The following is a 25123-nucleotide window of genomic DNA, read 5'->3' as shown; positions in this document are numbered from 1 at the left end:
AAACGAACAAAGAAAGGAGCAATGCAATGAAGATCAATCGTTTGGGGTCATCCGAGTTGTATGTCAGTGAGATAGGATTCGGCTGCATGTCTTTGGGAACCGATGAGTCAAAGGGGGTTGCCGTTATACATGCAGCCCTAGACCGGGGCGTAAACTTTCTGGATACCTCCGATTTGTACGATGAAGGACGCAATGAAGAGATTGTCGGCAAGGCGATTCGGGATCGGCGCGCGGATGTTATTTTGGCGACCAAGGTCGGCAATCGCAGAGAAGCCGGTAAGGAAGGATGGACGTGGGACCCGTCGAAAGCATACATAAAAACGGCGGTGAAGCAAAGCCTCAGGCGGCTCCAAACCGATTTTATCGATTTATATCAGCTGCACGGAGGCACTTTGGATGACCCGATTGACGAAACCATAGAAGCTTTTGAAGAGCTCAAGCAAGAAGGAGTCATTCGTTATTACGGAATTTCCTCCATACGCCCCAATGTAATCCGGGAATACGTGAAGCGGTCGAACATTGTAAGCGTAATGAGCCAATACAGTATTTTGGACAGTCGGCCGGAGGAGGAAGTGCTGCCTCTTCTGGACGAGCATGGGATTAGTCTGATAGCGCGGGGGCCGCTGGCTAAAGGGATTTTGACCGACAACGGCTATGCTAAAGCGGACAACGGCTTCCTGGACTACACCAGGGAAGAGCTGCTGGAGCTCCACGGGAAGCTGATTACGCTGCTAGACGGCGGAACGAATCTCACACAAACCGCTCTGCGCTACCCGCTGTCGCATCCCGCCGTTGCCACCGTTATACCCGGAGCGAGCACGTTGCATCAGCTTTTGCACAATATTCAAGCGGGTGACGTACAGCCGCTCCCACCGCAGGTATGCGAGGCAATCCGCAGGATAAGCAAACCGGGCCGCTACGCCCAGCACCGCTAGGCTGCTGTCCCGGACTGCTCACGCGGCACCGGGCCTACACACAGCACGCGTTATGCTGCACAGTCCGGTCGAAGCAATCACGTTCACTTCAGCTGAGGAGGTGGCAAGCATGCAGGAATTTGTCGGTCATTGCGCAAAGTGCCGGAAGCAGATTTTCTGTCGCGACGGGTTTCTGGACGGTATAGTTCTGGAGGATAAATCGTTGGTATGTTTTGATTGCGCAGATGAAGAGAGAGACTCTCACACGAAAGAAAGCAAAATTTGATAGTACCAAATATTCCACAACCGGCTGCGCAAGAGCAGCTGGTTTTTTTGTTGTATAGGAAACTATGCGGAAGCAAGTTCTGTGGATAACCGAGCAATAATTTGATTTACTGCAATGATCTACAGGACGCCGCCAGGCGATTTTTTTCGCTTAATCAGTACACAGTTCGCTTAACAATTTATTTAAAAACAATTAACACCGGGATGACAAAGCAGGATTACTATAAAAAATGTAGCCAATCCTTCATTGAATGTAAAATGTAGTCTACACAACCGGAAAGAATTGGAGTGGAACTGGGTTGAAAAAAGTAATCGGATTCGATTTGGGCTACACGCTTCTTTATTTGGAAAGAGAAAAGCCCTATCAGGAGGCGTTAAAAAGCATCGGCATCCACCGTTCTTTAGAGAGCATCGAGCGGGCCCAGCATTGGGCGGACAAATTGTTCATGAGAGAGTTTGGGGGGGTGCTGGGCAAACAAGCAGATACATATTTTCCATGGTATACGGGAACTGTCAACTATCATTTGGGTGTATCCGTCAATTTGTTTGATTTTTGCAGGACTCTTGCGGAAGCGAAGGACCGTGAACGGCATTGGGCCGTATACCCGTGGACCCATGAGGTTTTGGACAAGCTGAAATCGCAGGGCTATCGTCTGTTTCTGCTGTCCAATTGGGATCAAACGGCGCGGGAGATTTTGGGCAAATTCAAACTGGAACGCTATTTCGATGAAATCATCGTATCTTCCGAAGCGGGCTGCGAGAAACCGGATCCCCAAATTTTTCAACTGGCTCTTAAGCGCATGCAGTCCAAACCGTCCGAAGCCTTATATGTAGGAGACAACTTTTACGACGATTGCGTCGGAGCGGGAAATGCGGGGATAGCGTCCTTGCTTATTAACCGGTTTGAACGCTTCGGGATTGAAGAAATCCGGAACCAGACCGTGATCAGAGACATTCGTTTTCTACAGGAAAACCTGGACAGGGAGAACGAAGAAGTTGGATAGACGGGAATCAACAATTGAAGCCATTATCGATAACAAGTTCGGCGGTCTGAGCAAAAGCATGAAAAAGGTCGCGGCCGAAATCAGGCGGGACTGGGTCGGTACAGCGTTTCTTTCGGCGTCGCGAATCGGTGAAATTTCCGGGGTGAGCGAGGCAACGGTGCATCGGCTGGCGACTGCCCTGGATTTCAACAGTTTTTCGGATATGCAGGAATTCCTGAAATCCAAAGTTATGGAAAATCGCACGATCGTGCGTTTGAAAAGCTCTACCGAGACCTCCCGGGGGCAGTTATTCAAGCCGGATCAAGCGCAGCTGACTGACATTGAAAATTTGCAAAAGACGCTTGACCTCCAGCAAAATGTACAGATTTGGGCTGCCGCCGACTTGATCTGCAAAGCCAAACGCATCCACGCGGCCGGGTGGAAAGCCAGTCTCTCCGTCAGCGGGTTTCTCGCGTACAGCCTGCATTTTATGCTGGGCAATTGTTCGCTGATCCAGCAGGGAGATGTCGCTGAAAGAGTCGCCGTCCTGGAACCCGGGGATTTATTTTTGGCGGCGGGGTTTCCAAGATATTCCCATATTCTGCTGAAGGGGGTAGAAATGGCCAGGCAGCGCGGGGCCCAAATCGTGGTTATCACGGACAGTCCGATTTCTCCGTTTTGCCAATTTGCGGATGTGTCGCTTTTTGCAGCTACATCTTCGGACGGGTTCCTGGATTCTTACACGGCCCCGTTGTCGCTCAGCAACAGCCTGATTCAAGCCGTCAGCCACCTTTGCAAAGAACGGGTGTTGGAGCATTTGGAAAAAATGGAGCAAAGCCTCAAAGAACTCCGTGAAATATATCAATGGAATTAAACATTAGGAGATGAAACCAATGACACGGTTTACCAAAAAGCACGGAAAACTCTTGACAGTCTGTTTATTGACGGCAGCCCTTTTGGCCGGATGCGGGCAAAACGCTCAACCATCGAGCGGCGCTTCCGATAAGGGCTCGAAACCCGAGAAAGCCGCTTCCGCCCCGCAGCAAGGAGGCACGCTTCGAATAGCGGTACAAAATGATGTGGACGGTCTGGATCCTCAGCGCACCGTATCCGCTTCAACGTTCCAGGTGACCAACAGCATTTTTGACACGCTTGTGGGGACCGACCCGAACGGCAATCTTATTCCGCGCCTTGCTTTGAAATGGACGCCTTCGGCTGACGGCAAGATTTGGGTGTTTGAGCTTCGCGACGATGTACAGTTCCATAACGGAAGAAAATTTACGGCGGAGGACGTAAAGTTTTCCCTGCAGCGTTTGATGGAGAAAGGCAGCCCTCGCGCGGGCGATTATGCCCTGATCGAAGATATTTCCGTTGACGGTTCCTCGAAAGTAACCATAAAACTGAAAGACGCAAATACGCCTTTTCTTTCCTCGCTCGCCATGCCTTGGTCCGCCATCGTCCCCAAAGAAGCTGTGGACCAGCTGAAGACGCATCCGGTCGGCACAGGAGCGTTTGCATTTAAAGAGTGGACCCCGCAGCAAAAAGTAGTACTAGAGAAAAACAAATCTTTTTATATGAAGGACCGCCCTTATCTGGACAGCGCCGAGTTTCGGGTCATGCCCGACACAGCGACACAGCTGATCAATTTGAAAAGCGGGCAGATCGATGTAGCCACCGTGGACGGGGAACAAGCCGATCAAGTAAAGAAGGATTCCAACCTGAGCCTGGTTACGAAGCCTTCCAACGCCGTTCAAATTCTGACCATGAACAACTCGGTCGCTCCGCTTGATAATTTGAAGGTTAGACAAGCAATTAATCTGGCTGTTGACAAAAATGTGGTTATCGCCGGTTCCAACTGGGGATTTGGCGATCCGATCGGAAGCCATATGTCTCCCGCGGACCCCTTTTATGCCGACAAGAACAATGTGTGGAAGACCGATATAGCTAAAGCAAAAGCGCTGCTGAAAGAAGCGGGCTTTGAGAAAGGCTTTGACATCACGCTGTCGCTGCCCCAGCCTTATGCGATCCACGTAAAAGCAGGACAGGTGATTGCGGACCAGCTTAAACAAATCGGTATCAATGTGAAGCTGGAGACGGTGGATTGGGGCAAATGGGTGAAGGACGTGTATACGGGACGGAATTATCAAATGACCGTCATTTCGCACACCGGGCGTTTGGATCCTGACGCGATGCTCAGCCGGTACGAGTCCGCCAATAAAGAAAACTATATGAATTATAAAAATCCGGCGGTCGACGAAGCCCTCAAAAAAGGCAGGACAGTAACGGACAAAGCTGAGCGGAAAAATATTTACGCATCCATCCAGGAGCAGCTGGCCAAAGACGTGCCGGCCGTCTACCTGCAGACTCCGAGAACGCTGCTTGGAACCGGCAAGAAAGTGACGGGGCTTGAAACTTATCCGATAGACATTTACGAATTATCGACAGTGTATTTGAATAAATAATAAGTTTCGGAATATTGGGAGGAAAGATACGATGCCGCAAATTTTCATTAAAAAGTTGACAGGCGCTTTAGGGCTCATGTTGACCGTATCGTTCCTTGTCTTTTTCTTTCTCCAGATCGTGCCGGGGGATGCCGCGCAGATCAAGCTCGGCATGGACGGTTCCCCGGAGGCGGTGCAGGAGCTTCGGCATCAATTGGGATTGGACCGGCCTTGGCCTGTCCGATATTTACATTGGCTGGGTCATGTGCTGGCAGGAGATTTGGGACAGTCGTCGGTTTATGGCAAACCGGTGGCCGGCTTGATTGCCGAGCGGCTGCCGGCCACTGTTTCTTTAGTGGTATTCAGCCTGTTTATCAGTGTTGTGCTCGCGCTGCCTCTTGGAGTGCTGGCTGCGGTGCATGCGAACCGGTTGGCCGATTACGTATGCAGGATATTGATGCAGCTGGGGATGGCGGTTCCGTCATTTTGGGTCGCTATTGTACTCATCATCGGTTTTTCCATTTATCTTCCCTGGTTTCCGCCAGGCGGCTACGTTGGTATGGGAGAGAGCCCCGGCGGGTTTATAAAAAGTCTAGTCCTCCCTTCCCTGTCTCTTTCCATCATTGAAACGGGTGTTCTGCTTCGCATGGTGCGCGCTTCCATGCTGGAGGTGCTGTCTCAAGATTATGTTTACTTTGCCAGAAGCAAGGGCATCAGTGCATTTCGCTTGTACTTCCGCTATGGACTGCGCAACGCCTTGATCGCTCCGGTTACTTTGATCGGACTGCAGATTGGCGGCCTCTTGGCCGGCGCGATTGTAATCGAAGAGATCTTCGCGATCCCGGGCATAGGCAGATTGATACTTGTAGCTGTACAGCAAAGGGACGCGATGCTGCTCGAAGGGTTGGTTTTATTTGTAACCGGGATGATCGTATGCCTAAACCTTGGCCTTGAAATGCTGTACCGTAAGCTTGATCCCAGGATGGAGCAGACTTTAACGGTGTAAATACAGAAAGCGGGAATAATTATGATAGTATGGAGATATCTCGGAGTGACTCTCGTTTCCATAACGGCGTTGCTGGCCTTGACTGCCCTGTTCTATACGCCGCATGATGCGAACCAGATGAATATGGCGTTTCGGCTGGCGAAGCCGGATGCGAGCCACTGGTTAGGAACGGACCAATTCGGGCGTGACGTGTTAAGCCGAATAATGGTAGCCTCGAAAAACGCTTATGAGGTCGGACTGGTTTCCGTCCTTCTCGGCGGGCTTGCCGGAAGTTTGATAGGCGGTATCGGAGGCTATCTGCGGGGCTGGGGCAGCGAGATCTTGATGCGGTTCGTCGACGGATTATTCGCTTTCCCGCATCTGCTTCTCGCCATGATGATCATTGCAGTGATGGGTGCGGGTAAAATCAACGCCCTCGCGGCCATAGCCCTGTTTAACATTCCGGTGTTCGCCCGTCTTTCGTATGGAATGGTCATGGAGACCAAACAGGCGCTATTCGTCAAAGCGGCACACACGTACGGCGCGGGAGCGGGGTATATTTTATTTCGGCATATCCTGCCCGCCTCCTTTCATCGTCTGCTTGCTCAAGCCACTTCCAGCTTCGGCATTGCCATTTTGACGGAAGCTTCTTTATCCTTTCTGGGACTGGGCATTCAGCTACCGGAGGCCAGTTGGGGCGGAATGTTGGAGGAATCGCGCAAATTTATGGCGCTCGCCCCTTGGTTTCCGTTTATTCCCGGGCTGGCGTTGATCATGACGGCGCTGGGCGGAAACTTGATCGGAGATTCGCTTCGCAAAGGGAGGGGATCGCATGAATAAAGGGGTCATGGTGGAAGGACTCACCGTTGAAGTTAAGACGGAACGGGGCTGGCAGCCTTTTGTCCGCGACTTCTCCTTCCAGCTCGGCGCCGGCAAAGTGATGGGTATCGCCGGCGAATCCGGTTCGGGAAAATCGATTACCGCCAAAGCGATGGCGAGGCTACTGCCGCCTACCGTGCGGCTCGTTTCGGGGAACGCGTCGCTGGACGGGGAGTCTTTTCTCGATATAAAGGATGCGGCGTTCAACCGTAACTTCCTCGGCCGCAAAATTGCCTTTGTGCCGCAGAACCCGATGACGTCGTTAAGTCCGACCCTTACGATCGGGGAACAGATGATGGACGGCTATCGATTCCATTATCCGCACGAGTCGAAAGCAAGCGTCCGGGACTGGGCTTTCGATCTGCTCGAACAAGTGGGGATTCGTGACCTGAACCGCGTTTTTAACGAATATCCGCACCGTTTAAGCGGCGGGATGAGACAGCGCGTCATCATTGCGGCGGCAATGATGTGCCGTCCGTCCCTGCTGATTGCGGACGAGCCCACAACCGCCCTGGATGTGACAGTGCAGGCGCAAATACTGAAATTATTGAACGATTTTCGCGAGAAATACAGTCTGTCGCTGTTAATCATCAGCCACGACTTGGGGCTGCTCGGACAAATCTGCGACGATATTACGGTCATGTACGCCGGCCGGATCGCAGAACAAGCTCCAGCGGCCAATATATTTTCATCGCCCGCGCATCCTTACACGGAAGCCCTTTTTCGGGCGACACCTTCACTGCACGATTCACTTGACGATTTGAGAGGTATTCCCGGCAGCGTACAGGCGCAGACTGCAGCCGGTCAAGGCTGCGTTTTTCATGAGCGGTGCGCGTACAGACAGGAGCGGTGCCTAGCCGTGGAGCCAAGCCCCGTGCCGGTTTCCTGTACCAAGGAAATGCTGCACAGGGCGGCATGCCATCATCCGTTAGTGCACTTTGAGAAGGGAGGCGGGGCAGATGCCAAACCATCAAAGTTTGCTTGAGGTGGAAGGTGTGGTTAAAAGCTACACGCACAAAAGATTATGGGGCAAAAAAGAGACTTTTACCGCAGTGGACCGAATCAGTTTTCATGTCGAACAAGGCACGACGATCGGCATCGTCGGAGAAAGCGGAAGCGGCAAGTCCACATTAGGAGAGCTTATTCTTGGTCTAAAGCAGCCTGAAGCGGGGAAAATTTATTATAAAGGAATCGACATTGCCGGGGCTAATTCGGAGCAACGGAGGCTTGTCAGGCGCGACATGCAGGTCATTTTCCAAAATTCCGTTGAAAGTCTCAACCCCCGGATGAATGTCGAGGAATTGATATCGGAACCGATGAAGATCCACCGGATGTATGCGTCCCGGGAAGTGCTGCGGAAGGAAACATATAAGCTTATGCGGGAAGTCGGATTGCCGGAAGAATTCGGGCATAGAAGACCGGCGGAATTAAGCGGAGGACAGTGCCAAAGAGTTGGCATAGCGAGGGCCTTGGGGCTGAAACCGAAGCTGCTTGTCTGCGATGAGATCGTATCCGCGCTGGATGTCTCCTTGCAGACGCAGGTGCTTTTGCTGTTAAAAGACCTTCAGCGCGAGTACGGGATCACCTGTTTATTTATATCACACGATCTGCATGTAGTGCGGTTGATCTGCGATTCTATTCTGGTCATGAACCAGGGTCAAATCGTGGACAGAGGCTCCGCGCGTTACATTTTTGAGGAGTCCGTCGTGCCTTATACGAGACGGCTGATTGAATCGATTCCGAAGCCCGTATTTAATTGAATATCGCTGGAGTAGTTATAGAAGTCAGGAGAAGAGCATAATGAACATAACAATTCTAGGCTGCTGGGGGGCATACCCTGAAGCCGGCGAAGCGACGGCAGGGCTGCTGCTCGAATCCGCAAACCGGCGTATTTTGCTGGACTGCGGAAGCGGAGTGCTCGCCCAATTATTTCGTCATACACAGATCGAAGACCTGGACGCCGTCGTTTTAACCCACTATCATGCGGATCATATAGCTGACTTGGGCTGCTTGCAGTATTCGGCTCTGATCGCGACCCAGCTCGGGAAAATGAGCCGTCCGCTTCCCATCTATGGGCACGACCAGTCCGGGCATTTCTTCAAACTTTCCTACGAATCCTATACGAAAGGGCACCTGATACAGGAGAAAGAAGATCTGGAAATAGCCGGTCTCAAGTTCCGCTTCCAGGGAACCGTTCATCCCGAGTACAACCTGGCGATCCGGATTGAATCGGAAGGGAAACATATGGTGTATACGGGGGATACGGCATTCGACGAAAGACTGGCGGATTTCGCTGCGGACTGCGACCTGCTCATCTGCGAATCAAGTCTGTACGACGGCCAGAATGGCGATAAAATCGGTCACTGCACTGCACCCGAAGCCGGGAAAATTGCTCAATTAGCCCGCGCGGGGAGGTTGATCCTTACACATCTGCCTCATTATGGCGACAGAGAATTGTTGGTTGAGCAAGCTTCCCGGACGTTTGCTGGGCCGGTCGAAATGGCAAGATCAGGTATGCGCATCACGCTTTAACCTTAAGGCACTGTCCTGAAATATAAGGATAGTGTTTTTTAATTCGAGGGATTTCCTTTTTTTCAACGAACTGCAACTAAATGGATAGCATAGACGTGATATGATAAATTAATTGTCCCCGGGTGATGTCAATGTACAACGTCATACGAGGGAAGCACTAGTTAGATGCTGTGGTTTTGAGCATGCCGTGTTAATTCCCACCATGGAAAAAGTGCGCGGATGTAGTTCAATGGCAGAACTCCAGCTTCCCAAGCTGGTGGCGTGGGTTCGATTCCCATCATCCGCTTAGTCATTTGTCTTAGTAGCTCAGCTGGATAGAGCAACGGCCTTCTAAACCGTGTATCAGGTTTCGAATCCCTTCTAGGACGTTTTCCCGTTAAAAATCTTGTCAGATCAACGTTTTTCGTATGTTGAATGTGACGATAGGCTAATAAAACAACAAGCGTTAGATTACGATTTGGACAATGCCTTCGGTTTGTTTTATAACGTTAAGAAAGCCGAAGGTATGCGTGAGCGAACGTTAGCAGACTACAAAGCACACTGGCGGTATTTCCGTTATTGGATTGACGCCTGTGCATCCCGGCATACAGCTACGCGAAATAACACCGATCATAGCGCGAGAATACGTTTTATACATGACGAACGGTCGCATTAAATACAAAGGAATCTCTAACCGCGAAAAATCAGGTGAATCGCTATTCGATAAATCACCGTAGCAAGATGAGGACGAATTTGAGGCCTTTACAGACGAACTATTTCGCTTGCTGCTAGAATCGCTTGACTTGGAGTTAACTCCAAGGAGTAAACTACATTTGAAGGAAATAATATCTATTGCAAAGTGAGGAACAATCAAATGGAATATGTGAAACTTGGGAATACCGGCTTGGATGTATCTCGGCTTTGTCTTGGCTGTATGAGCTTTGGTGTAGCAGAGCGGTGGGTTCATCCATGGGTACTTGATGAAGAGCGCAGTCGTCCTATTATTAAAAAAGCCCTTGAGCTTGGCATCAATTTTTTTGATACGGCGAATGTATATTCAGACGGAACAAGCGAGGAAATTGTTGGACGTGCTCTAAAGGATTATGCCAATCGTGATGAAATTGTCCTCGCGACAAAGGTTCATTTCCGTATGCATCAAGGTCCAAATGGTGCTGGTCTTTCCCGAAAGGCAATCATGAGTGAAATTGATAAGAGCCTGAAGAGACTGGGAACAGATTACGTAGACCTTTATCAAATCCATCGGTGGGATTACAATACTCCTATTGAAGAAACGATGGAAGCATTGCATGATGTTGTGAAGGCTGGGAAGGCGAGATACATTGGTGCTTCTGCCATGTACGCATGGCAGTTTCTGAAGGCGTTACATGTAGCTGAGAAAAATGGATGGACCCGGTTTGTATCGATGCAGAATCATTACAACCTCATATACCGTGAAGAGGAGAGGGAGATGCTGCCGCTTTGTAGGGAGGAAAAAATCGGAGTGATTCCATATAGCCCGCTCGCATCAGGAAGATTGACGCGTGATTGGTCGGAAACAACATATCGCTCCGAAACTGATCAAGTTCAGAAATCTAAATACGATGCGACTGCAAATACTGATCGGTTGATTGTGGAGCGCGTTGCAGCAATCGCAGAAAAACGTGGCGTTCCCCGAGCTCAAATCGCACTTGCCTGGTTGCTGCAGAAAGAACCAGTAACAGCTCCCATTATCGGTGCTACGAAAATGTCCAATCTCGAGGATGCGGTAGCTGCTCTTTCGATTACGTTAACACCAGAAGAAATTGTGTGGCTAGAAGAGCCATATGTTCCCCATCCGGTAATTGGTGCAGTTTGATATAAGAAACGACAAGAACGCCCTAACCATTTTCATGGGCGTTCTTGATCTGAAATTAGGAGGTGAAATCTGCATGTTGATCGCAGAAGTAAGTGAAAAATTTGATCTCTCACAGGATACACTCCGCTATTATGAACGCATCGGACTTATTCCACGGGTGAACCGCAATAAAAGCGGAATCAGGGATTACACGGAAGAAGACTGCAGGTGGGTCGAATATATCAAATGTATGCGAGGCGTAGGACTTCCTGTTGAACTTTTAATTGAGTATGTTGGGTTGTTTCAACAGGGGGATGAAACCATTGAGGCTAGAAAAGAACTCCTGATCAAACAGCGTAAGCAGCTCATAACAAGCATGGAAGCTATGAAGAAAGTGTTGGAACGCCTGGATTATAAAATTGCAAGATATGAACAGACATTAGTTGAAAAAGAAAAAACACTAAAAAGACCTGCAGGATTTGTTTTGTGAATTACAACGGGTTTGGGAACCATTCCTCGAGCCGTTCGGACAGGTACGGCGAGACGTTTGTCATTGTACCGGCCCTTGTGATTACGATTTCGGCTTTGATTGTCTTGAGCTTCTCGACCGGAAGTTTGGCGTGCTCATTTCGGCGGTTCTGTACGGTATTGCTCTGTTGTGGAAACTAACGCGATTTTCAGCCGTGACAGCATTAAACCGGTCGTTTCTGGCCAGCTGCCGCCTGAAATCAATAATCTCGTCCTGCGTCATGTGCTGAATCAAGAGACCACTTTGCAAGCGGCGCTGCGCACGGATAGGGATAAAGCTTCCCGCGCCTTCGTGAACGACCCGCTGGTAAGTTTGCCGCCCGCTGAGGCCAAAGAATTGTTTGATCAGATGCTGAATACACCAAAGCTTATCTGCCAGGATGGCCGTTGTGATCGCAGATTCTTTTTGAATAAAAAAGGAAATTTTCTGGGATTGACGAATAGTTAGTATAAGATAAAAACCTGCTGCCGAGTTTATACCAACTATACTAACAGATAGGATGCATAGGATGAACAGAATTCAAAACGAATTGACTGTCAAAATTGCAGCCCGTCCTGCAATAAGGTTACACAGGCTGTGGCTGGCTTTTGTGTTAGGGGCGCTGGCTGCTTTTGGTCCGCTGTCCATCGATATGTATCTGCCTTCCTTTCCGACGCTTTCCAAAACTTTACACGCCAGCACATCGCTTGTCCAGCTGAGCTTGACGGCCTGCCTGCTAGGGCTATCTATGGGACAGCTGCTGGCAGGTTCCGTAAGCGACGTTTACGGGAGGCGAAGGCCTCTGTTGGCAGGGCTCGCAGTCTATGCGGCAGCATCGCTGCTATGCGCATTCAGCCCTTCGATCTGGGCATTAATTGTGCTGCGGTTTATCCAGGGGATGGCCGGAGGCGCAGGGATCGTGATTTCCCGCGCAGTCGTCCGGGATTTATACTCCGGGCCGGAGCTGACGAAGTTCTTCACTCTTCTGATGCTTGTTAACGGCACGGCTCCGATTCTTGCGCCGATTGCAGGCGGACAGATTCTGCGGATAACCTCATGGCCGGGAGTTTTTCTGTTGTTGGCGGCTGTGGGCGTCGTCATGCTGCTGATCGTTTTTTTCGGTTTGCCTGAGACGCTAGTCGACGAACGCCGTTCCAAAGGCGGTATCAGGAACACTTTATTTACCTTTCGCAGGCTCGTCAGCGACCGCAGCTTTATGGGTTATGCCTTAGCCCAGGGACTTGTGTCTGCCGGCATATTCTCGTATGTGTCGGGATCGCCGTTCGTCATCCAGGATATTTTTGGGGCGTCCCCGCAAATGTTCAGTTTGTTTTTTGCGATCAACGGTTTCGGTATCATCGTCGCCGGACAAATCACCGGCAGATTGGCCGGGCGCATCAATGTGAGCAGGCTGCTTGTTTTCGGACTCGGCATAGCCGCTGTGGGAGGCGTTTCCACACTTGCCAGTATAATGACAGGAATGGGGCTGTTCGCCCTGATGCCTTCCTTGTTCCTGGTCGTATCCAGTATTGGGATCGTGGGCTCCACCAGCTTTACGCTAGCCATGCAAAAGGAGGAAAAATCGGCGGGCAGCGCTGCGGCCCTGCTGGGGTTAATCTCTTTCATCGCCGGCGGAATTGCAGCGCCTCTTGTCGGTCTGGGCGGCAGCCACACAGCGGTACCGATGGGGGTTATGATCGCCGCGTCGGATGTGGGAGCGGCACTTTGTTATTATTTCCTGGCCAGGCGCGGACAGAATGATTCCAAAGGCCTTAAATAAGCGGCCATAAAACGCTGAAGCTGCGATATTTTGAAGAAAACCGCGCTGCTTTCCTCCCGGAGGGGAAAAGGCAGCGCGGTTTTGTTGCCGGCAATCACTTGTTTAATCTTGAGGCCGCTTGCCCGGTTCCAGACCGGATCCGGATATAGTCATCACCGGCTTCACGGTCAGGTCGGTATGTATGCGGATCTGGCAGGAAAGACGGACGTTCGGCTCCGTTATCCCCTTCGTCTCGCGAATAGCCGCTTCCGCTTCACCCATTGGACCTGGGATCCCCTCCAGGATTTCCACTCTGCAAGTTGTGCATCTTGCGTTACCTCCGCAGCGGTGCAGCATATCCACCCCGTTGTCCTCCAGCGCAAGTACCAGTTTCTTGCCTTCCTCGGCTTGGAACGAGCCTTTTCCTTCTACTTTAATCGTTGGCATTTGCATTCCTCCTTTCTATTCTATTTTACCTGAAGTAAGCATTAAAAAACGAGGGCAAGTTAATGGAGGATGAAAATAAATTGATTACCTGGACCGCTGTAAGGATGTGCTTTTGATTCCGCCATGTTCCCGCCGGGTAATCATTTGTGCAAGGGGGAATTAAGATGAACGATTTGACTATCGAGCAGCTTAGAATTTTTATTCGTGAACGTCCCATGCCCATCCCCGAAAAGCCGGAACAGTACATGCTGTATCATTATACAAGCGTCGAAGGGCTGCTGGGCATTCTGGATAACTGCACGATATGGGTGACGAAGAGTGATTTTCTAAATGATTACTCGGAGCTCGTCTACCTTCGCCAGGTGTACGCAAACCTTCTGCTGCGATTGAAGTCGGAGAAGGATGAAATGTTCCGGTGCAAGCAGTTCTACGCTATACTGGCGGGGATTATGGAAACGATAGACAATCCGGGATGGCTGCAGGAGCAGGACCTCTTCGTGCTGTCGCTCACACATCATGCGGACTCGTATACCCTTTGGTCCAATTTCAGCGGCCACCACGGCTACAACATCCAATTCGACTATTCCAGCCTGCTTGAGGTGTGGCGGGAGGAGGGTTTCACGCCGCTGTGCATGGGCCGGATAGTTTATGACAAGCAGGAGCAGAGGAACATTTTATATCAAGACCTGAATGAAGTGTACCATACCTGGGAACAGGCGGATAAAGGCTGCAGCCATCTGAAAACGGCGGAAATCGTAAGGGAAGCCATTTTGGACCGCTGCAAGATGTATTCCATCTTTTTCAAAGACGAGTGTTTTACCGAGGAGAACGAATACCGCATAGTATTCACCGCGGAGCGCGATACCGTACGTTTCAGGCTCAGGAACGGAGCCATTATCCCTTATATCGAGATTCCGGCCGGGAGCCGGGAGTCCAACGCCATTTTCGACATCACCATTGGCCCGAAGCTGAACATAGACATCGCGGAGAAAGGCATGGTTTACTATCTGAAAACTAAAGGATATTCCGAAGCCAAGGTGAAGCGTTCCCGAATTCCTCTCAGGTATTGAGTTTGAATGCCGGTCATTTTGTAGCCAAAGTTTTAGTTTATATTCATCTTTCATTCATGTCGCTTTAAGAAACCTGGGTTATATTTCTAATTGTAAGGCAAACCCAAAGAAAAGGTGGAATAAAGCATGAATTCGATCAAAAAGAAAATCGTTGCAGGTACTATGGCAGCCGGAGTTATTTTGGGAGGCGGATGGGTTGGAGTGCTACATAACCAGGCTTATGCTGCGGAAAGCACAAACACAACGGCGGACGCTGCTTCTCCAAATAAGGCGGAGCACGGGAAACACAAAGGCTTTGGCCATGAAACTCATATGATTAAAGAAGCCGCAACTATCCTAGGCGTGGATGAGAAAACGGTCATAGACCAATTGAAGCAAGGCAAAACGCTGGCTCAAATCTCCCAGGACAAAGGTGTGAGCGAGGAAGTTCTCCTGCAAAAGCTGACTGAGGCCGAAAATCAATCGATTGATGCTGCAGTGGCTGCAGGCAAGATTACTCAAGCCCAGGCAGACAAGCATAAATCCGGATTGGCGGATCGATTGAAGAAAGAAGTCGAGAGCACCGTTAAACATGTCCATCATGAAAAAGGCCGTTTTGAGCCATTCGCCGACAGGGCAGTGTTATCGCAAATCCTCGGGGTCACCCAGCAGGAACTGGCTGCAGATTTAAAAGCAGGTAAATCTCTCTCCGAAATTGCGCAAGCAAAAGGGATCGAGAAGGATCAACTGGTCAGCAAAATCAAAGACAGCATGACGGACAAAATTTCGAAATTTGTAGACAAAAAGCATAAGGATGAAAAAAGAACGCCTGAAGCTGCCGACTCAGCCGCGACACCCGCAAACTAATAGCAATCCGTACACCAATTCAAATTCAGCAAACCAATACAAGAGCAAGAGCCCTGCAGACCGGCTGCAGGGCTCTTCGCCCATCGGGTTATATCGTGGAGGAACGATTCAGCTTCAGCTATGTTTCCCTGGCTTAACGGTTTGTGCACCCGCCGTGCAGCACCGTAACGCGCTCCGGGAGAAGTGTCGCATGGATAACCTTGCGGCGCTCGTTGGGATAAGTTAACGGGAAATCATGGATCTATTTGACTCATATCGCTAGAGGGGGCATTTACCTGGAAAACTTCCATCAAAATCAGAGGTTTTTCTAATTATAAAAAAGCTGTGCGGTAAAACCGGAGTGACGTGAATTTCTATTAACGAACACTCTGGTTTTTACTGTACAGCTCAAAGTCAAGAGGCAGCCGAATCCGTCTTATTATTGACCGATTTGCGCTGGATCCAGTTAAGGACGAGCGGGGACAGGATGACCAGGAAGCATAACGCGCCGAAGATCCGGGCGGCCCCTATCATTGACATGCACGCTTCGTAAGACACAGAGGAAAAAAGCCTCATGCCCACGAGGGGAGCAAAAATCGCCGAAATCTGAGAAAGCGTCGTATAAATCGCGATTGCCCGCTGCCGTCCCTGCTCCGGGACGATTTCCAGTAAACGGTTAAACATCGACTGCTGAAAGCCCGCCGTGGCGAACCCGCCGATAAAGTCATACACATAGACCCAATTCATATTCGGGGCGTAAATCCAGAAAATCGGGGTAAGCGCTAACATCAGGGCCGAACAGAACACGGTCCATTCCGTGCTTTTGCGGTCTGACAGCATGGCCCACGGGCGAAATCCAAGCAAAGAACCGATCGCTCCGGCAATCGTATCGATACTGATCATAGTATTGGTTGCGTGCAGCGTGTCGACTTTAATTTTTGTATAAATCGGCCAAGCCGCCTGCCATGCAAAGATATAGATCAAGGCGCTGACGCAGAATAAATAGTAGGCCACGCCTGCGTTCAGCTTGTATTTGCCGATAGCGCTGCGAAGCGCAAAACTGCCGTGGCCGCTCTCACGGCTGGCAGAGGCACCAGAGGCATGAGCGGCAGACTCCGCTGGCTGCCGCGGAGCGCTGTCGGGTTCCTCGCTTGGTATATGCAGCCTCATAAAATACCAGGTCTCCACCAAAGCTGCGATAAATCCGATGGTAAAAGCTGCCTGATAACCGTACGGATACGGAACCCGGTCAATCCCCCACCCCGCCACAAAAGCCACCAACATCCCGACAAGTCCCGTCCAGATATTGCGCTGTGCAAATACACGGTTGCGGTACTTGATGGGAATGATTTCACCCATCATCGACTGCCAGGCGACGGCAATGACCGTATTGGTGGCATTATACATGCCGACGAGCAGGATCAACGCCATCATCGCAGAAACATGGAGCAGAGGGACGAACACCAGTAAAAAGTAAAAGAAACGGGACAAAAGAATCATACCGGCAATGATCCTTTTTTGCTTCCGAAAACGGCTTATAATGACGGCGGCCGGCAGGGTAATAAGAATGGTCAGCAGCGCGGGTATCGAGGAAAGCAGCGCATAGTCATTGTTAGTGGCGCCCAATTGGGCGGCGAGCACTCCGATAAAGGGAGTGACGAAGTTAAAGCCGATGGCCCAGGCAATGCCGTTCCACAGATTATTTTGGATGTTGCCGCGCAGTACTCTGTATTCTGATTTCATGAGGTCACCTGGATCTCCGTGCAAAAGTTTGACATATCTCTCTCATTGTATCTCATCCGGGCCGGTCCATCCATTACAATTTTGTTTAAATGATGTCCAATTTTTGTATAGAAAGAGATTAGCTTTGTTAGCAAAAGGAGACAGGCAGCATTGAACCGGTTCTTGCACTGAACAAGTTTAAATAGAAGAATTAGCGAAGGCGGGCAAGCCGCGGTGAATCAAGCGACAAAGGCCTCGGCTGCGTTCGGATAACGAGACGAAGCTTGGAAAATTGGCCGCCCGCAGCACCTTCAAGCAAGCGCCTGCAGAACCTCGAAGCGGCGCCAGCAAACATTGCAGCCAGCGTTCGCAGCATGTCATAGCCACCGCTCGGAGCCCCTTCAAGCTGCCACTCGCAGAACCTCCTAGCTCTAGCAGCCGCCCGCAAGCGATAGCGTACATTTTTTCCGCTATTCTCAAGTTATGCTACATATCGACTAAAATAGCGGAATCTAGTTCCGCTATTTTATGTGAATTGGTTTTTTTACGCTTTTTACCCGAAATATCGAGATATAAAGGAACCGCGTTCTGCTAATTTTGGGAAATTTCCGGGAAATAGAGCTTTAGCGGAAAAAAATTCCATTATGCTGATGCGCTGTATCGGACAACTGGCGAGAATTGGCATGGTTGCCTTGCTCTCGCAGTCGAGTCCGCATTAGTCAAAGGAAAGTCCATCCTAAACTTGAAATCACTTCGAATATAGCTGTCGTCAAGCACCCAAAGCACACGGCAGTTCTCACGGCGCCCGCTGCGGCAGTTATGGCACAACCCTATTCCGATTATAGAAGGTTTAACGTCCGCTCTGCTTTCGTTTTCCGATTTCCTCCGTCACCACGAAAGCCAGCTCGTCGTTGTCATAGAGCGATAAAACGCTGAGCAGCGTTTCATCCGGGACTTCGCCGGCTTCCTCTTCAGGTACGGTCAAGTCGACAGCCTGCTGCAGGGCGGGGCTTGCCGCTTGATGCGGATATGCGCGCAAGTACAACTCAGTCGGATCCAGATCATGGTTGACGCACCACTGCGCAAACAGGAGGACCATCATCTGTTCGTCCCGCTGATAGCTGCGGATGATCTGCTGGTCCCTCTCTTTTTGATTCATTGTAAATTCACCATCCAGACGGTAATATGGGTACATTATAGCGAAAGTTCAGGTGGAGCCACAATGATCATTAATGAGAAAATCAAGGTGGCGGAAGTTCGGCTGACGTCCAGCTAGCCGGAAAACAGGCAGCCGTTCAGGTCGATCCGTTGTAAGGCTTTTCATTTGAGGCAAAATGGAAAAAGCCACGTTCTCTCATGACAGAGCGAGCGTGGCAAAAGGTCGAAGCACATCGCACATGCTCCTCCACCCAGAAAGCGCGGCTTCACCAGTCAGACCCAGATGCTCTGCCAGCCCTAGTGCGCGGCTTTACCGGTCAGAATGTGCTCGCCTTTGTAGTGGCCGCGCACCAACGGGACGTTCTTAGAACGCTTAGCAGAACTTCCTTCGCTTTTTCCGTACCGATGCGGTACAAAGCTTCCATGGCGTTCGCGCGCACATACCGGTCCTCGTCCTTGAGTGACTCAACAAGAGAATCGACCGCTTCTTCAGCGTCGGCTCCGAGCCGGGCGATGGACAAGCCCGCGGTGAAACGCACTTGGGAATCGCTGTCGCGCAGGCTGGAGCACAGTCCGGCAATGACCGGCTGGCTTGGAATATCGATCAAGCCTAATGCCTCGACAGCAGATCTGCGCACGAGCTCAGAGGAATGGCTCAGCAGGGCAAGAATATTGGGCAGAACCTCTTCCGAATAATGCCGCAGCTCACCCAAAGCGAACACCGCATGTGCCGCCGTGTCGGGATTGAAGCTCTGCAGCGCTTCAGCCAGCGGCTGGACGGCGGCTGGCCCCGCTGCGGCTAAGCCGTATCCGGACAGGCGGATAAGCGGCTTCGATCCGCTGTTCAATCCGCGCATCAAAGCCTCGACGCCGCGTTGACCCGCACGTGCAAGTCCGTAAGAAGCGTTCAGCGCCACAGGCTCCCACTCATCCTGCAAAGCGTTTTCCAGAGCGGACAAGACAGCATCGGAAGAATCGGAATTCACTCGCAGGGAGAGTTCGTCGGCAGATTTCACGCGAATATTGCGCTCCTCGCTGCCAAGGCCCGCCAGCCATTCAGCAGTCTGCGCATCGTCGCCAACTGCAGCCTGCTGTGCGGGCGAGCCGTTGATTTTGCCGGTCAGCCAGTCCCAAGCTTCACGCCACTGTACCTGCTGCGAAGGAAGGGAGGTTGTGAAGGCTGCCGGATTCCGCCATTCCTCATCCTCGCAATTCCATTCCGGCTGAGCGGGAGCCTGTGTGCGCACAAACTGGAACTTCAGCATGTAGCGGTCCTTTCCCGCCAGATTGGCGTTGGAACGGTGCCAAATATCGTAATGCACCAAAGCGAAGGTGCCCGCCCTGCCTGCCGCCTTAACCTCTTCCGCCGTTTCATCGGATTCGAAATACCGGCTTTGATGGTTCTGGCTTCCGGGCATCACACCGGTCGGGCCCATATCTATTGTACATTCCTGCGGGAAGTAGAAAATCATCGCCCACCAGGAGTGGTGGTTGCGAATTTTGGAGTGGCCCCAATAGCTGTCTTTGTGCCAACCGCCGGGATCGGACACCTTGTTGAAATGGCCGTGCCGGTGCGGGTGCATCATGTAGCCGCAGCCGAGTACGCTGGTCAAAGCGCCGGTGACCGCAGGGTGGTCGAATACTTTTTGCAGTTCGGGGATCCTTGGCAGAATGTTGTTTCCGGGGTTTCCTTCGTTCTGGTAAACATCGTTTAATTTCTCCAGCAGCCCATCATGGAATTCCTGTGGAAAATCGGTATTAAGAAGCAGAAAACCTTCCGAAACAAACTTCCTCATTTGCTCATCCGTAAGTAAAAATTCGCGATCCGACAAGGGGACGACCTCCTCATAATCGATTTCCAAGCCAACCGGCGGCCGGCTGGTACCGTAATTTCATTGTACGGAGTCCGCCTCCAAAACTGAATGGAAGAAGCTAATTTCTACTTGCACAATATTAACCTTTTGCAAAAAGAACATCCCCGCCCTGAACGGAGTACTATGGTATCGAAGCCTCCGGTTGCGTATCGAACGAGGGCCTCGAAGAGAGCGTAAGGCACCAGTGATGGAAACGGGGAGAGCGAATGACTTATGAAATTTTGGCCCAGTTTGGCTCAGCCATGTTTTTGGGGCTTCTGATCGGCATCGACAGACAACTCAGGCACAAACCGCTGGGCATAAAGACCAGTATGGTGATTTCGGTGGCCTCCTGCCTGCTTACGATCGTTTCCATCCACTCCGTCCAAAAGTATGCTGTGCAAGGGCTAACCAATATGGATCCGATGCGCCTTGCGGCACAAATCGTAAGCGGCGTGGGTTTTATCGGGGCGGGCGTAATTCTTCGGCGCAGCAACGACATGATCTCCGGCTTGACTACAGCGGCTATGGTCTGGGCGGCTTCGGCGCTCGGTATTGCATCGGGGGCGGGATTTTATACGGAGGCTTTTGCCGCCGTGCTGTTCATCATTTTGGCAATCAATCTGTTCCCGCTTATCGTCAGGATGCTGGGCCCCGAGAAGCTGAGAGAGAAGAATATTTCCGTCAAAGTGACGATGAATTATAACGAAGAAATTCTGTACCTGATCGATTTTATCCAAAAGAAGCACAGAATCAAGCATATAAAAGTAAAAGACTTGCCCGGAGACCGGCAGGAAATTCAAATGATCATCACCGCGTCGGAAAAATACCGTACCACCAAGATGTATTACGAGATTAAACAATTAAAGCATGTGCTGGCAGTCGAGGTGGAGAACGTTTCTACCTGACGGGCCAGGATTATTCCAATGTTAAACGAGGACGTTTCCCTATTTCCAAAAGTGCGGGAGAGAGCTTTTTGAAGCTTTAACTCGCGGTCGCTCATCCATATAGGGCCTCGATAAAGGTTTTCTTATGCGTAAAAAGGGACTTTCAGACGAAAAAGTTGGCAAAAAAGATTTCCCGGAACCAACGTTAACGCAATGATCGTGCCCGGAGAGGTGAACCACTCGCCTTCTCCATGTTCGCCACCTTTGAAATCAGAGGCCGCGCACTTGGCGCCAAAAGGCTGTTCGGCTGGTTCCGCAAGCTGCCCTGGAAGGACGCCCGATTCTTCGCGTCTTTTATGGTAATGGTGATCTTCATTCCAGTCGGAGCCGGAGGCATTATCAATGCCATCGTTGTCTTTTTCCGCAAAGAAAGCCAGTTCGAACACGATATACAGTATCATCAGGACTCAGATAAAAAGAATTCCACCGCCATATGCCATCAGCCGCTGCAAAGGAATCCACGACAGCGCGTCAGCGGCTCCGCCGTACAGCGTATAAGCCGTTCTGCGGGGAGCGCCGAGCAGACCAACGGTATGCATCGGACCCGACAAAAGGAACATGCCGATCACCCATACCCAGGTTTGGGCAATGGCCATTTTGTTCATTTCCGGGTGAACTTGCGACCGCTGACGACAGGGATCAGCCAATATGCAATGCCGAAGAAGGTCAATGCCATGCTTGTCGCCACGGTCAGATGAAAATGTCCCGTCACCCACAGCATATTATGGATTACGGCGTTCATCTGGTTGCTGGATACAGGAATTCCCTGTTGCGGAAGTATCGGAGGACGCTCAGCCAACTCCCGCTATATTCGAGCGCTGGGGACTGTGGGTCGGCATTTTGGTGGTGCTGATCGTCGTCGTGTATACCGTTCCTGTACTCGATACTCTGCGGCACGATATGCCGGGCTCCAAACCGTTTATTACATGGTAGACTGCGTTTCACAGACCGGTCCTTTCCTTGGAAAGGGTCGGTTTTTTTGTGTCCGAAACATTTGGGATATTTTTACTTGCGACAATATTCACGAATTGTTGGCATTATTCGGCAGGATTCTCATGTTTCTAAGCGAATATTAAGGTGAGACACTACGTAACAAAGTTCACGTACAGGATCAATCGGCCTGTTTAGAATCCGCGAAATGGAGACAGACTGGTTTTTGAAGGCAGCCCTCCCGTAGGCGGTACATATACCCGGACAAAGTGAAGAAGCTCCGGAGCACCGGGGCGTCGCCGCAGAAAGCTTATTAAAGGAGAGACATCATGGCAAACAGCGAATCAAATTCCGTTTTTCGGACATATGCCGCATTAGGCAGTTTGAATTCATTTCTCTGCATTGCTATAGGAGCCTTTGGGGCGCATGCGTTAAAGCCGGTCCTCGGAGCGCAGCAGTCCGTATTCGAAACCGGAGTGCAGTATCACATGATGCATGCTTTGGGCCTGTTCGTCGTCGCCTTCCTGGCAGACAGGCTAGGCCCGTCCAATTCCCTCCTATGGGCCGGAAGGCTAATGCAGCTTGGAATCATCCTCTTCTCCGGTTCGCTTTATGCGCTTGGAATCTCCCACGTTTCCGTACTTGGAGCGATTACTCCCTTGGGCGGGGTTTCCTTCCTGCTGGGCTGGTTTCTGCTCGGAAGGGCCGTCCGGAACTCAGCCGGGGTCAAATGAAAGACTGTAAGATGAGCTTCGGTGACGAGGCGGGAGGAGAGTTCGATTGAAAAAGTTTACCTTGGTAAAAGGAGCGCCGGCTAAGTGGATTCCGATTATTGTCTCGGTATACGCCCTGGCCGGCGCGGTTTGGCTTCAGTGGCAGGCGGGCCGCTTTCTTTGGGGCCAGCTGATTATGATTGCACTCGCTCTCATGGCGATTTATTTGCTTATATTTAAAGATTCGTTGGCTGCATTCGTTCTTGGACGAGAACAACAGGAAGCTCTGGATCGCCTGCACACCTCCGAGAGTGAGTTTAATTCGTTTTTTCACTATAATCCGAACCTTGTAGTTTTATTCGATAAGCATGGCGGTTTCCGGAGAGTGAACGAAACGGCCAAATCGCTGCTGGGCTATTCGGAGGAGGAGCTGCTGGCGGCCGGATGGAGCATTTTTGCAACGGGAAACGACAGGCTTAAGGCAGGCGAGCAGCTCAGGCATGCGTTCGGCGGATCGCCTCAACCGCTCGATACGGCTATGCTGCACAAAAGAGGCTACCGGATTGACCTGCGGGGGACAGTCGTGCCGGTTCAATCCGGCACGGGCAGCGGGGGAGCTTTCCTGATCTGCCAGGATGTGACCGACAGGATGAGGACTGAAGAGCAAATACGGCATCTGGCTTATTACGATGATTTAACGGGAGTACCCAACCGCAGGCTGTTTACGGCCCATCTGCAGGAGGCCATAGAAGCGGCGCGCAGCCATCAATCGCTGGTTGCGGTCATTCATCTGGATATCGACCGTTTTAAGCTGGTGAATGACAGCTACGGCCACGATTACGGGGATATGCTGCTGCTGCAGGTGGCGGAGCGTTTAACCCGCGTTTCGTCGGAGAATTCCTTTGTGGCGCGGACGGAAGGAGATAAATTCGCCGTTTTCTGCACGGGGCTCACGGACAAGGATGAGGCGTTGAAAATAACAGCCGGGTTTTCCCGTATATTGGACCAGCCCTTTTATCTCGAGCAGTATGAAATCCACACCACTTCCAGCATAGGGATCGCTCTATATTGCTCGGGAAATGACGATGCGGAGGCTTTGATCAAGCAGGCCGACATCGCACTTTCCCGGGCCAAGGAGACAGGAAGGAACAACTGCCAGATATATAATTCGGATATGGCGGTGCAATCGATCCAGAAGCTGACCTTGGAGAACGAGTTGAGGAGAGCTTTGGCGCAGGATGAATTCGAGCTGTTTTACCAGCCGCAGGTCGATATTTCCAGCGGCATGATCATAGGGGTTGAGGCGCTTATCCGGTGGAACCATCCCGAGAGGGGACTCGTTGCGCCGGGCGGATTTATCCCTTTTGCGGAGGAGACGGGACTCATCGTGCAGATCGGCGCGTGGGTGCTGCAAACAGCCTGCAGGCAAAATAAACTTTGGCAGGACATGGGCTTGCCCCGCATTCCGGTTGCCGTTAATTTGTCCATACGCCAATTCATGCAGAGCGATTTACGTTTGCAAATAGAGCATGTGTTGGATATGACCGGATTGCAGCCCGAGTATCTGGAGCTGGAAATCACGGAGAGCATGGCCATGGACGCGGAAATTGCGGCAAGGTCGCTGCGGGAGCTGAAAGAACTTGGAGTGAGGGTTTCGATCGACGATTTCGGCACAGGCTACAGCTCGTTCTATTATTTAAAAAAATTCCCGCTTGACAAACTGAAAATCGACCGGTCTTTCGTTCGCGACATTATGGAGGATCCGAATGATGCGGCTATCGTGGCCTCCATTATTGCCATCACACATCACTTGAACTTGAAAGTGGTTGCCGAGGGAGTCGAGACGGAGGAGCAGCTGCAGTTTCTGCACAAAAACCGGTGCAACGAAGTTCAGGGCTATCTGTTCAGCCCTCCCGTTACCTCCGGAGAAATGCTGTCAATGCTGCGCGGACAAAGCCGCATAGCTCTCGTATAATCGGAAAAACCTCATGGACGAGGGAAAGCTCCATGAGGTTTTTTTGAAAGGACAGAATGTATTAATCTGAGGTCAGCGGGCTCCCTTCAGTGGCAGAAACTTCTGTGAATGGTGCATGAACGGCGGTAACGGTTTTTTATTTCTTTATTCACAGATTTCCCGCTCCCAGCCTGACATTAACGGAATTCAATTCCTCTATTTTTGGCAAACAGGCTTTTTACCCATCCGGACCAGCGTTGTTGACATAAATAACAGAAGCATTGTCCGTTAATTCCGGGCAATTACAGGGAAATACCGCATTAGCAGAATAAAATTCTTTTAATTTCGGGAAATGTCCGGGAAATAGCCAGGAAAACGGAAAGACATCTCGGAGTAGACACAAAA

The 25123-nt window shown here is 50.9% G+C and carries 25 protein-coding genes, 2 tRNA genes and 1 pseudogene; 21 read left to right on the top strand and 7 right to left on the bottom strand.

The window, feature by feature from the left end:
* Positions 1-26 precede the first annotated feature (26 nt).
* The 15 genes from ACZ5N7_RS10160 to ACZ5N7_RS10090 all read left to right on the top strand — a co-directional run bounded on the left by ACZ5N7_RS10160 (position 27) and on the right by ACZ5N7_RS10090 (position 13120).
* Complete coding sequence (locus ACZ5N7_RS10160) at positions 27-935, top strand: aldo/keto reductase (protein WP_464654064.1); 909 nt, start codon at positions 27-29, stop codon at positions 933-935.
* A 563-nt stretch (positions 936-1498) separates the two neighbouring features.
* Positions 1499-2203, top strand: a complete 705-nt coding sequence (locus tag ACZ5N7_RS10155) for an HAD family hydrolase (RefSeq protein ID WP_464654063.1) — start codon at positions 1499-1501, stop codon at positions 2201-2203.
* Entirely contained in the window at positions 2196-3056 is an 861-nt protein-coding gene (locus tag ACZ5N7_RS10150) for a MurR/RpiR family transcriptional regulator (protein WP_464654062.1), read from the top strand. Before ACZ5N7_RS10155 ends, ACZ5N7_RS10150 begins: the two co-directional genes overlap by 8 nt.
* Positions 3057-3075: 19 nt before the next feature.
* Positions 3076-4644 carry an ABC transporter substrate-binding protein gene (locus tag ACZ5N7_RS10145; RefSeq protein WP_464654061.1) on the top strand — a complete coding sequence of 523 codons (1569 nt, stop codon included), beginning with the start codon at positions 3076-3078 and terminating at the stop codon, positions 4642-4644.
* Positions 4645-4675: 31 nt separating this feature from the next.
* Entirely contained in the window at positions 4676-5629 is a 954-nt protein-coding gene (locus ACZ5N7_RS10140; protein WP_464654060.1) for an ABC transporter permease, read from the top strand.
* Positions 5630-5650: 21 nt separating this feature from the next.
* On the top strand, positions 5651-6448 hold the full coding sequence (locus tag ACZ5N7_RS10135) for an ABC transporter permease (protein WP_464654059.1): 798 nt from the start codon (positions 5651-5653) through the stop codon (positions 6446-6448).
* Complete coding sequence (locus ACZ5N7_RS10130) at positions 6441-7472, top strand: ABC transporter ATP-binding protein (RefSeq protein ID WP_464654058.1); 1032 nt, start codon at positions 6441-6443, stop codon at positions 7470-7472. Before ACZ5N7_RS10135 ends, ACZ5N7_RS10130 begins: the two co-directional genes overlap by 8 nt.
* Positions 7447-8247 carry an ABC transporter ATP-binding protein gene (locus ACZ5N7_RS10125; protein WP_464654057.1) on the top strand — a complete coding sequence of 267 codons (801 nt, stop codon included), beginning with the start codon at positions 7447-7449 and terminating at the stop codon, positions 8245-8247. Before ACZ5N7_RS10130 ends, ACZ5N7_RS10125 begins: the two co-directional genes overlap by 26 nt.
* Positions 8248-8287: 40 nt before the next feature.
* The gene (locus ACZ5N7_RS10120; protein WP_464654056.1) at positions 8288-9019 is read left to right on the top strand and encodes an MBL fold metallo-hydrolase; all 732 of its coding nucleotides are present in this window, start codon (positions 8288-8290) and stop codon (positions 9017-9019) included.
* A 215-nt stretch (positions 9020-9234) separates the two neighbouring features.
* Positions 9235-9305 (top strand) — tRNA-Gly (locus ACZ5N7_RS10115).
* A 9-nt stretch (positions 9306-9314) separates the two neighbouring features.
* A tRNA-Arg gene (locus ACZ5N7_RS10110) sits at positions 9315-9387 on the top strand.
* A gap of 485 nt (positions 9388-9872) precedes the next feature.
* Positions 9873-10853 carry an aldo/keto reductase gene (locus tag ACZ5N7_RS10105; protein ID WP_464654055.1) on the top strand — a complete coding sequence of 327 codons (981 nt, stop codon included), beginning with the start codon at positions 9873-9875 and terminating at the stop codon, positions 10851-10853.
* 73 nt (positions 10854-10926) lie between these two features.
* Positions 10927-11322: a MerR family transcriptional regulator gene (locus ACZ5N7_RS10100; RefSeq protein WP_464654054.1), complete on the top strand. Its 396-nt coding sequence runs from the start codon at positions 10927-10929 to the stop codon at positions 11320-11322.
* A 168-nt stretch (positions 11323-11490) separates the two neighbouring features.
* Complete coding sequence (locus tag ACZ5N7_RS10095; RefSeq protein WP_464654053.1) at positions 11491-11808, top strand: family 4 glycosyl hydrolase; 318 nt, start codon at positions 11491-11493, stop codon at positions 11806-11808.
* Positions 11809-11860: 52 nt separating this feature from the next.
* A complete protein-coding gene (locus ACZ5N7_RS10090) occupies positions 11861-13120 on the top strand; it encodes a multidrug effflux MFS transporter (RefSeq protein WP_464654052.1) in 1260 nt (419 codons plus the stop codon).
* Between the two features lie 102 nt (positions 13121-13222).
* Here the strand turns inward: ACZ5N7_RS10090 and ACZ5N7_RS10085 are convergent, their stop codons facing one another.
* A complete protein-coding gene (locus ACZ5N7_RS10085) occupies positions 13223-13546 on the bottom strand; it encodes a 2Fe-2S iron-sulfur cluster-binding protein (protein ID WP_464654051.1) in 324 nt (107 codons plus the stop codon).
* A gap of 164 nt (positions 13547-13710) precedes the next feature.
* Between ACZ5N7_RS10085 and ACZ5N7_RS10080 the strand changes: the two genes are divergently transcribed.
* Positions 13711-14616, top strand: coding sequence for a DUF2971 domain-containing protein (locus ACZ5N7_RS10080; RefSeq protein ID WP_464654050.1), 906 nt, complete (start codon positions 13711-13713; stop codon positions 14614-14616).
* A 126-nt stretch (positions 14617-14742) separates the two neighbouring features.
* Positions 14743-15462, top strand: a complete 720-nt coding sequence (locus ACZ5N7_RS10075; RefSeq protein ID WP_464654049.1) for a hypothetical protein — start codon at positions 14743-14745, stop codon at positions 15460-15462.
* A gap of 393 nt (positions 15463-15855) precedes the next feature.
* Here the strand turns inward: ACZ5N7_RS10075 and ACZ5N7_RS10070 are convergent, their stop codons facing one another.
* The 4 genes from ACZ5N7_RS10070 to ACZ5N7_RS10055 all read right to left on the bottom strand — a co-directional run bounded on the left by ACZ5N7_RS10070 (position 15856) and on the right by ACZ5N7_RS10055 (position 20153).
* Positions 15856-17184 carry an MFS transporter gene (locus ACZ5N7_RS10070; RefSeq protein ID WP_464654048.1) on the bottom strand — a complete coding sequence of 443 codons (1329 nt, stop codon included), beginning with the start codon at positions 17182-17184 and terminating at the stop codon, positions 15856-15858.
* A gap of 190 nt (positions 17185-17374) precedes the next feature.
* Positions 17375-17539 carry a hypothetical protein gene (locus ACZ5N7_RS10065; protein ID WP_464654047.1) on the bottom strand — a complete coding sequence of 55 codons (165 nt, stop codon included), beginning with the start codon at positions 17537-17539 and terminating at the stop codon, positions 17375-17377.
* A 474-nt stretch (positions 17540-18013) separates the two neighbouring features.
* A complete protein-coding gene (locus ACZ5N7_RS10060; RefSeq protein ID WP_464654046.1) occupies positions 18014-18322 on the bottom strand; it encodes a hypothetical protein in 309 nt (102 codons plus the stop codon).
* A gap of 316 nt (positions 18323-18638) precedes the next feature.
* Entirely contained in the window at positions 18639-20153 is a 1515-nt protein-coding gene (locus ACZ5N7_RS10055) for a HEAT repeat domain-containing protein (protein ID WP_464654045.1), read from the bottom strand.
* 248 nt (positions 20154-20401) lie between these two features.
* On the opposite strand from ACZ5N7_RS10055, the gene ACZ5N7_RS10050 reads away from it, so the two are divergent.
* Together ACZ5N7_RS10050 and ACZ5N7_RS10045 are read left to right on the top strand one after the other, a co-directional pair.
* A complete protein-coding gene (locus ACZ5N7_RS10050; protein ID WP_464654044.1) occupies positions 20402-21082 on the top strand; it encodes an MgtC/SapB family protein in 681 nt (226 codons plus the stop codon).
* A gap of 221 nt (positions 21083-21303) precedes the next feature.
* A pseudogene (locus ACZ5N7_RS10045) lies at positions 21304-21468 on the top strand (cytochrome C); the annotation flags it as partial.
* 60 nt (positions 21469-21528) lie between these two features.
* Here ACZ5N7_RS10045 and ACZ5N7_RS10040 read toward each other — a convergent pair.
* Both ACZ5N7_RS10040 and ACZ5N7_RS10035 read right to left on the bottom strand, forming a co-directional pair.
* The gene (locus ACZ5N7_RS10040) at positions 21529-21717 is read right to left on the bottom strand and encodes a hypothetical protein (RefSeq protein ID WP_464654043.1); all 189 of its coding nucleotides are present in this window, start codon (positions 21715-21717) and stop codon (positions 21529-21531) included.
* Positions 21718-21722: 5 nt separating this feature from the next.
* Positions 21723-21920, bottom strand: coding sequence for a cbb3-type cytochrome c oxidase subunit I (locus ACZ5N7_RS10035; RefSeq protein WP_464654042.1), 198 nt, complete (start codon positions 21918-21920; stop codon positions 21723-21725).
* Between the two features lie 460 nt (positions 21921-22380).
* Here ACZ5N7_RS10035 and ACZ5N7_RS10030 point away from each other — a divergent pair, with 460 nt between their 5' ends.
* Positions 22381-22785: a DUF423 domain-containing protein gene (locus ACZ5N7_RS10030; protein WP_464654041.1), complete on the top strand. Its 405-nt coding sequence runs from the start codon at positions 22381-22383 to the stop codon at positions 22783-22785.
* Between the two features lie 46 nt (positions 22786-22831).
* Positions 22832-24739: a putative bifunctional diguanylate cyclase/phosphodiesterase gene (locus ACZ5N7_RS10025; protein WP_464654040.1), complete on the top strand. Its 1908-nt coding sequence runs from the start codon at positions 22832-22834 to the stop codon at positions 24737-24739.
* Positions 24740-25123: the final 384 nt, after the last annotated feature.

It is taken from the genome of Paenibacillus sp. JCM 18996, from assembly GCF_055392555.1.
This window is presented reverse-complemented; position numbering and strand designations above follow the sequence as displayed.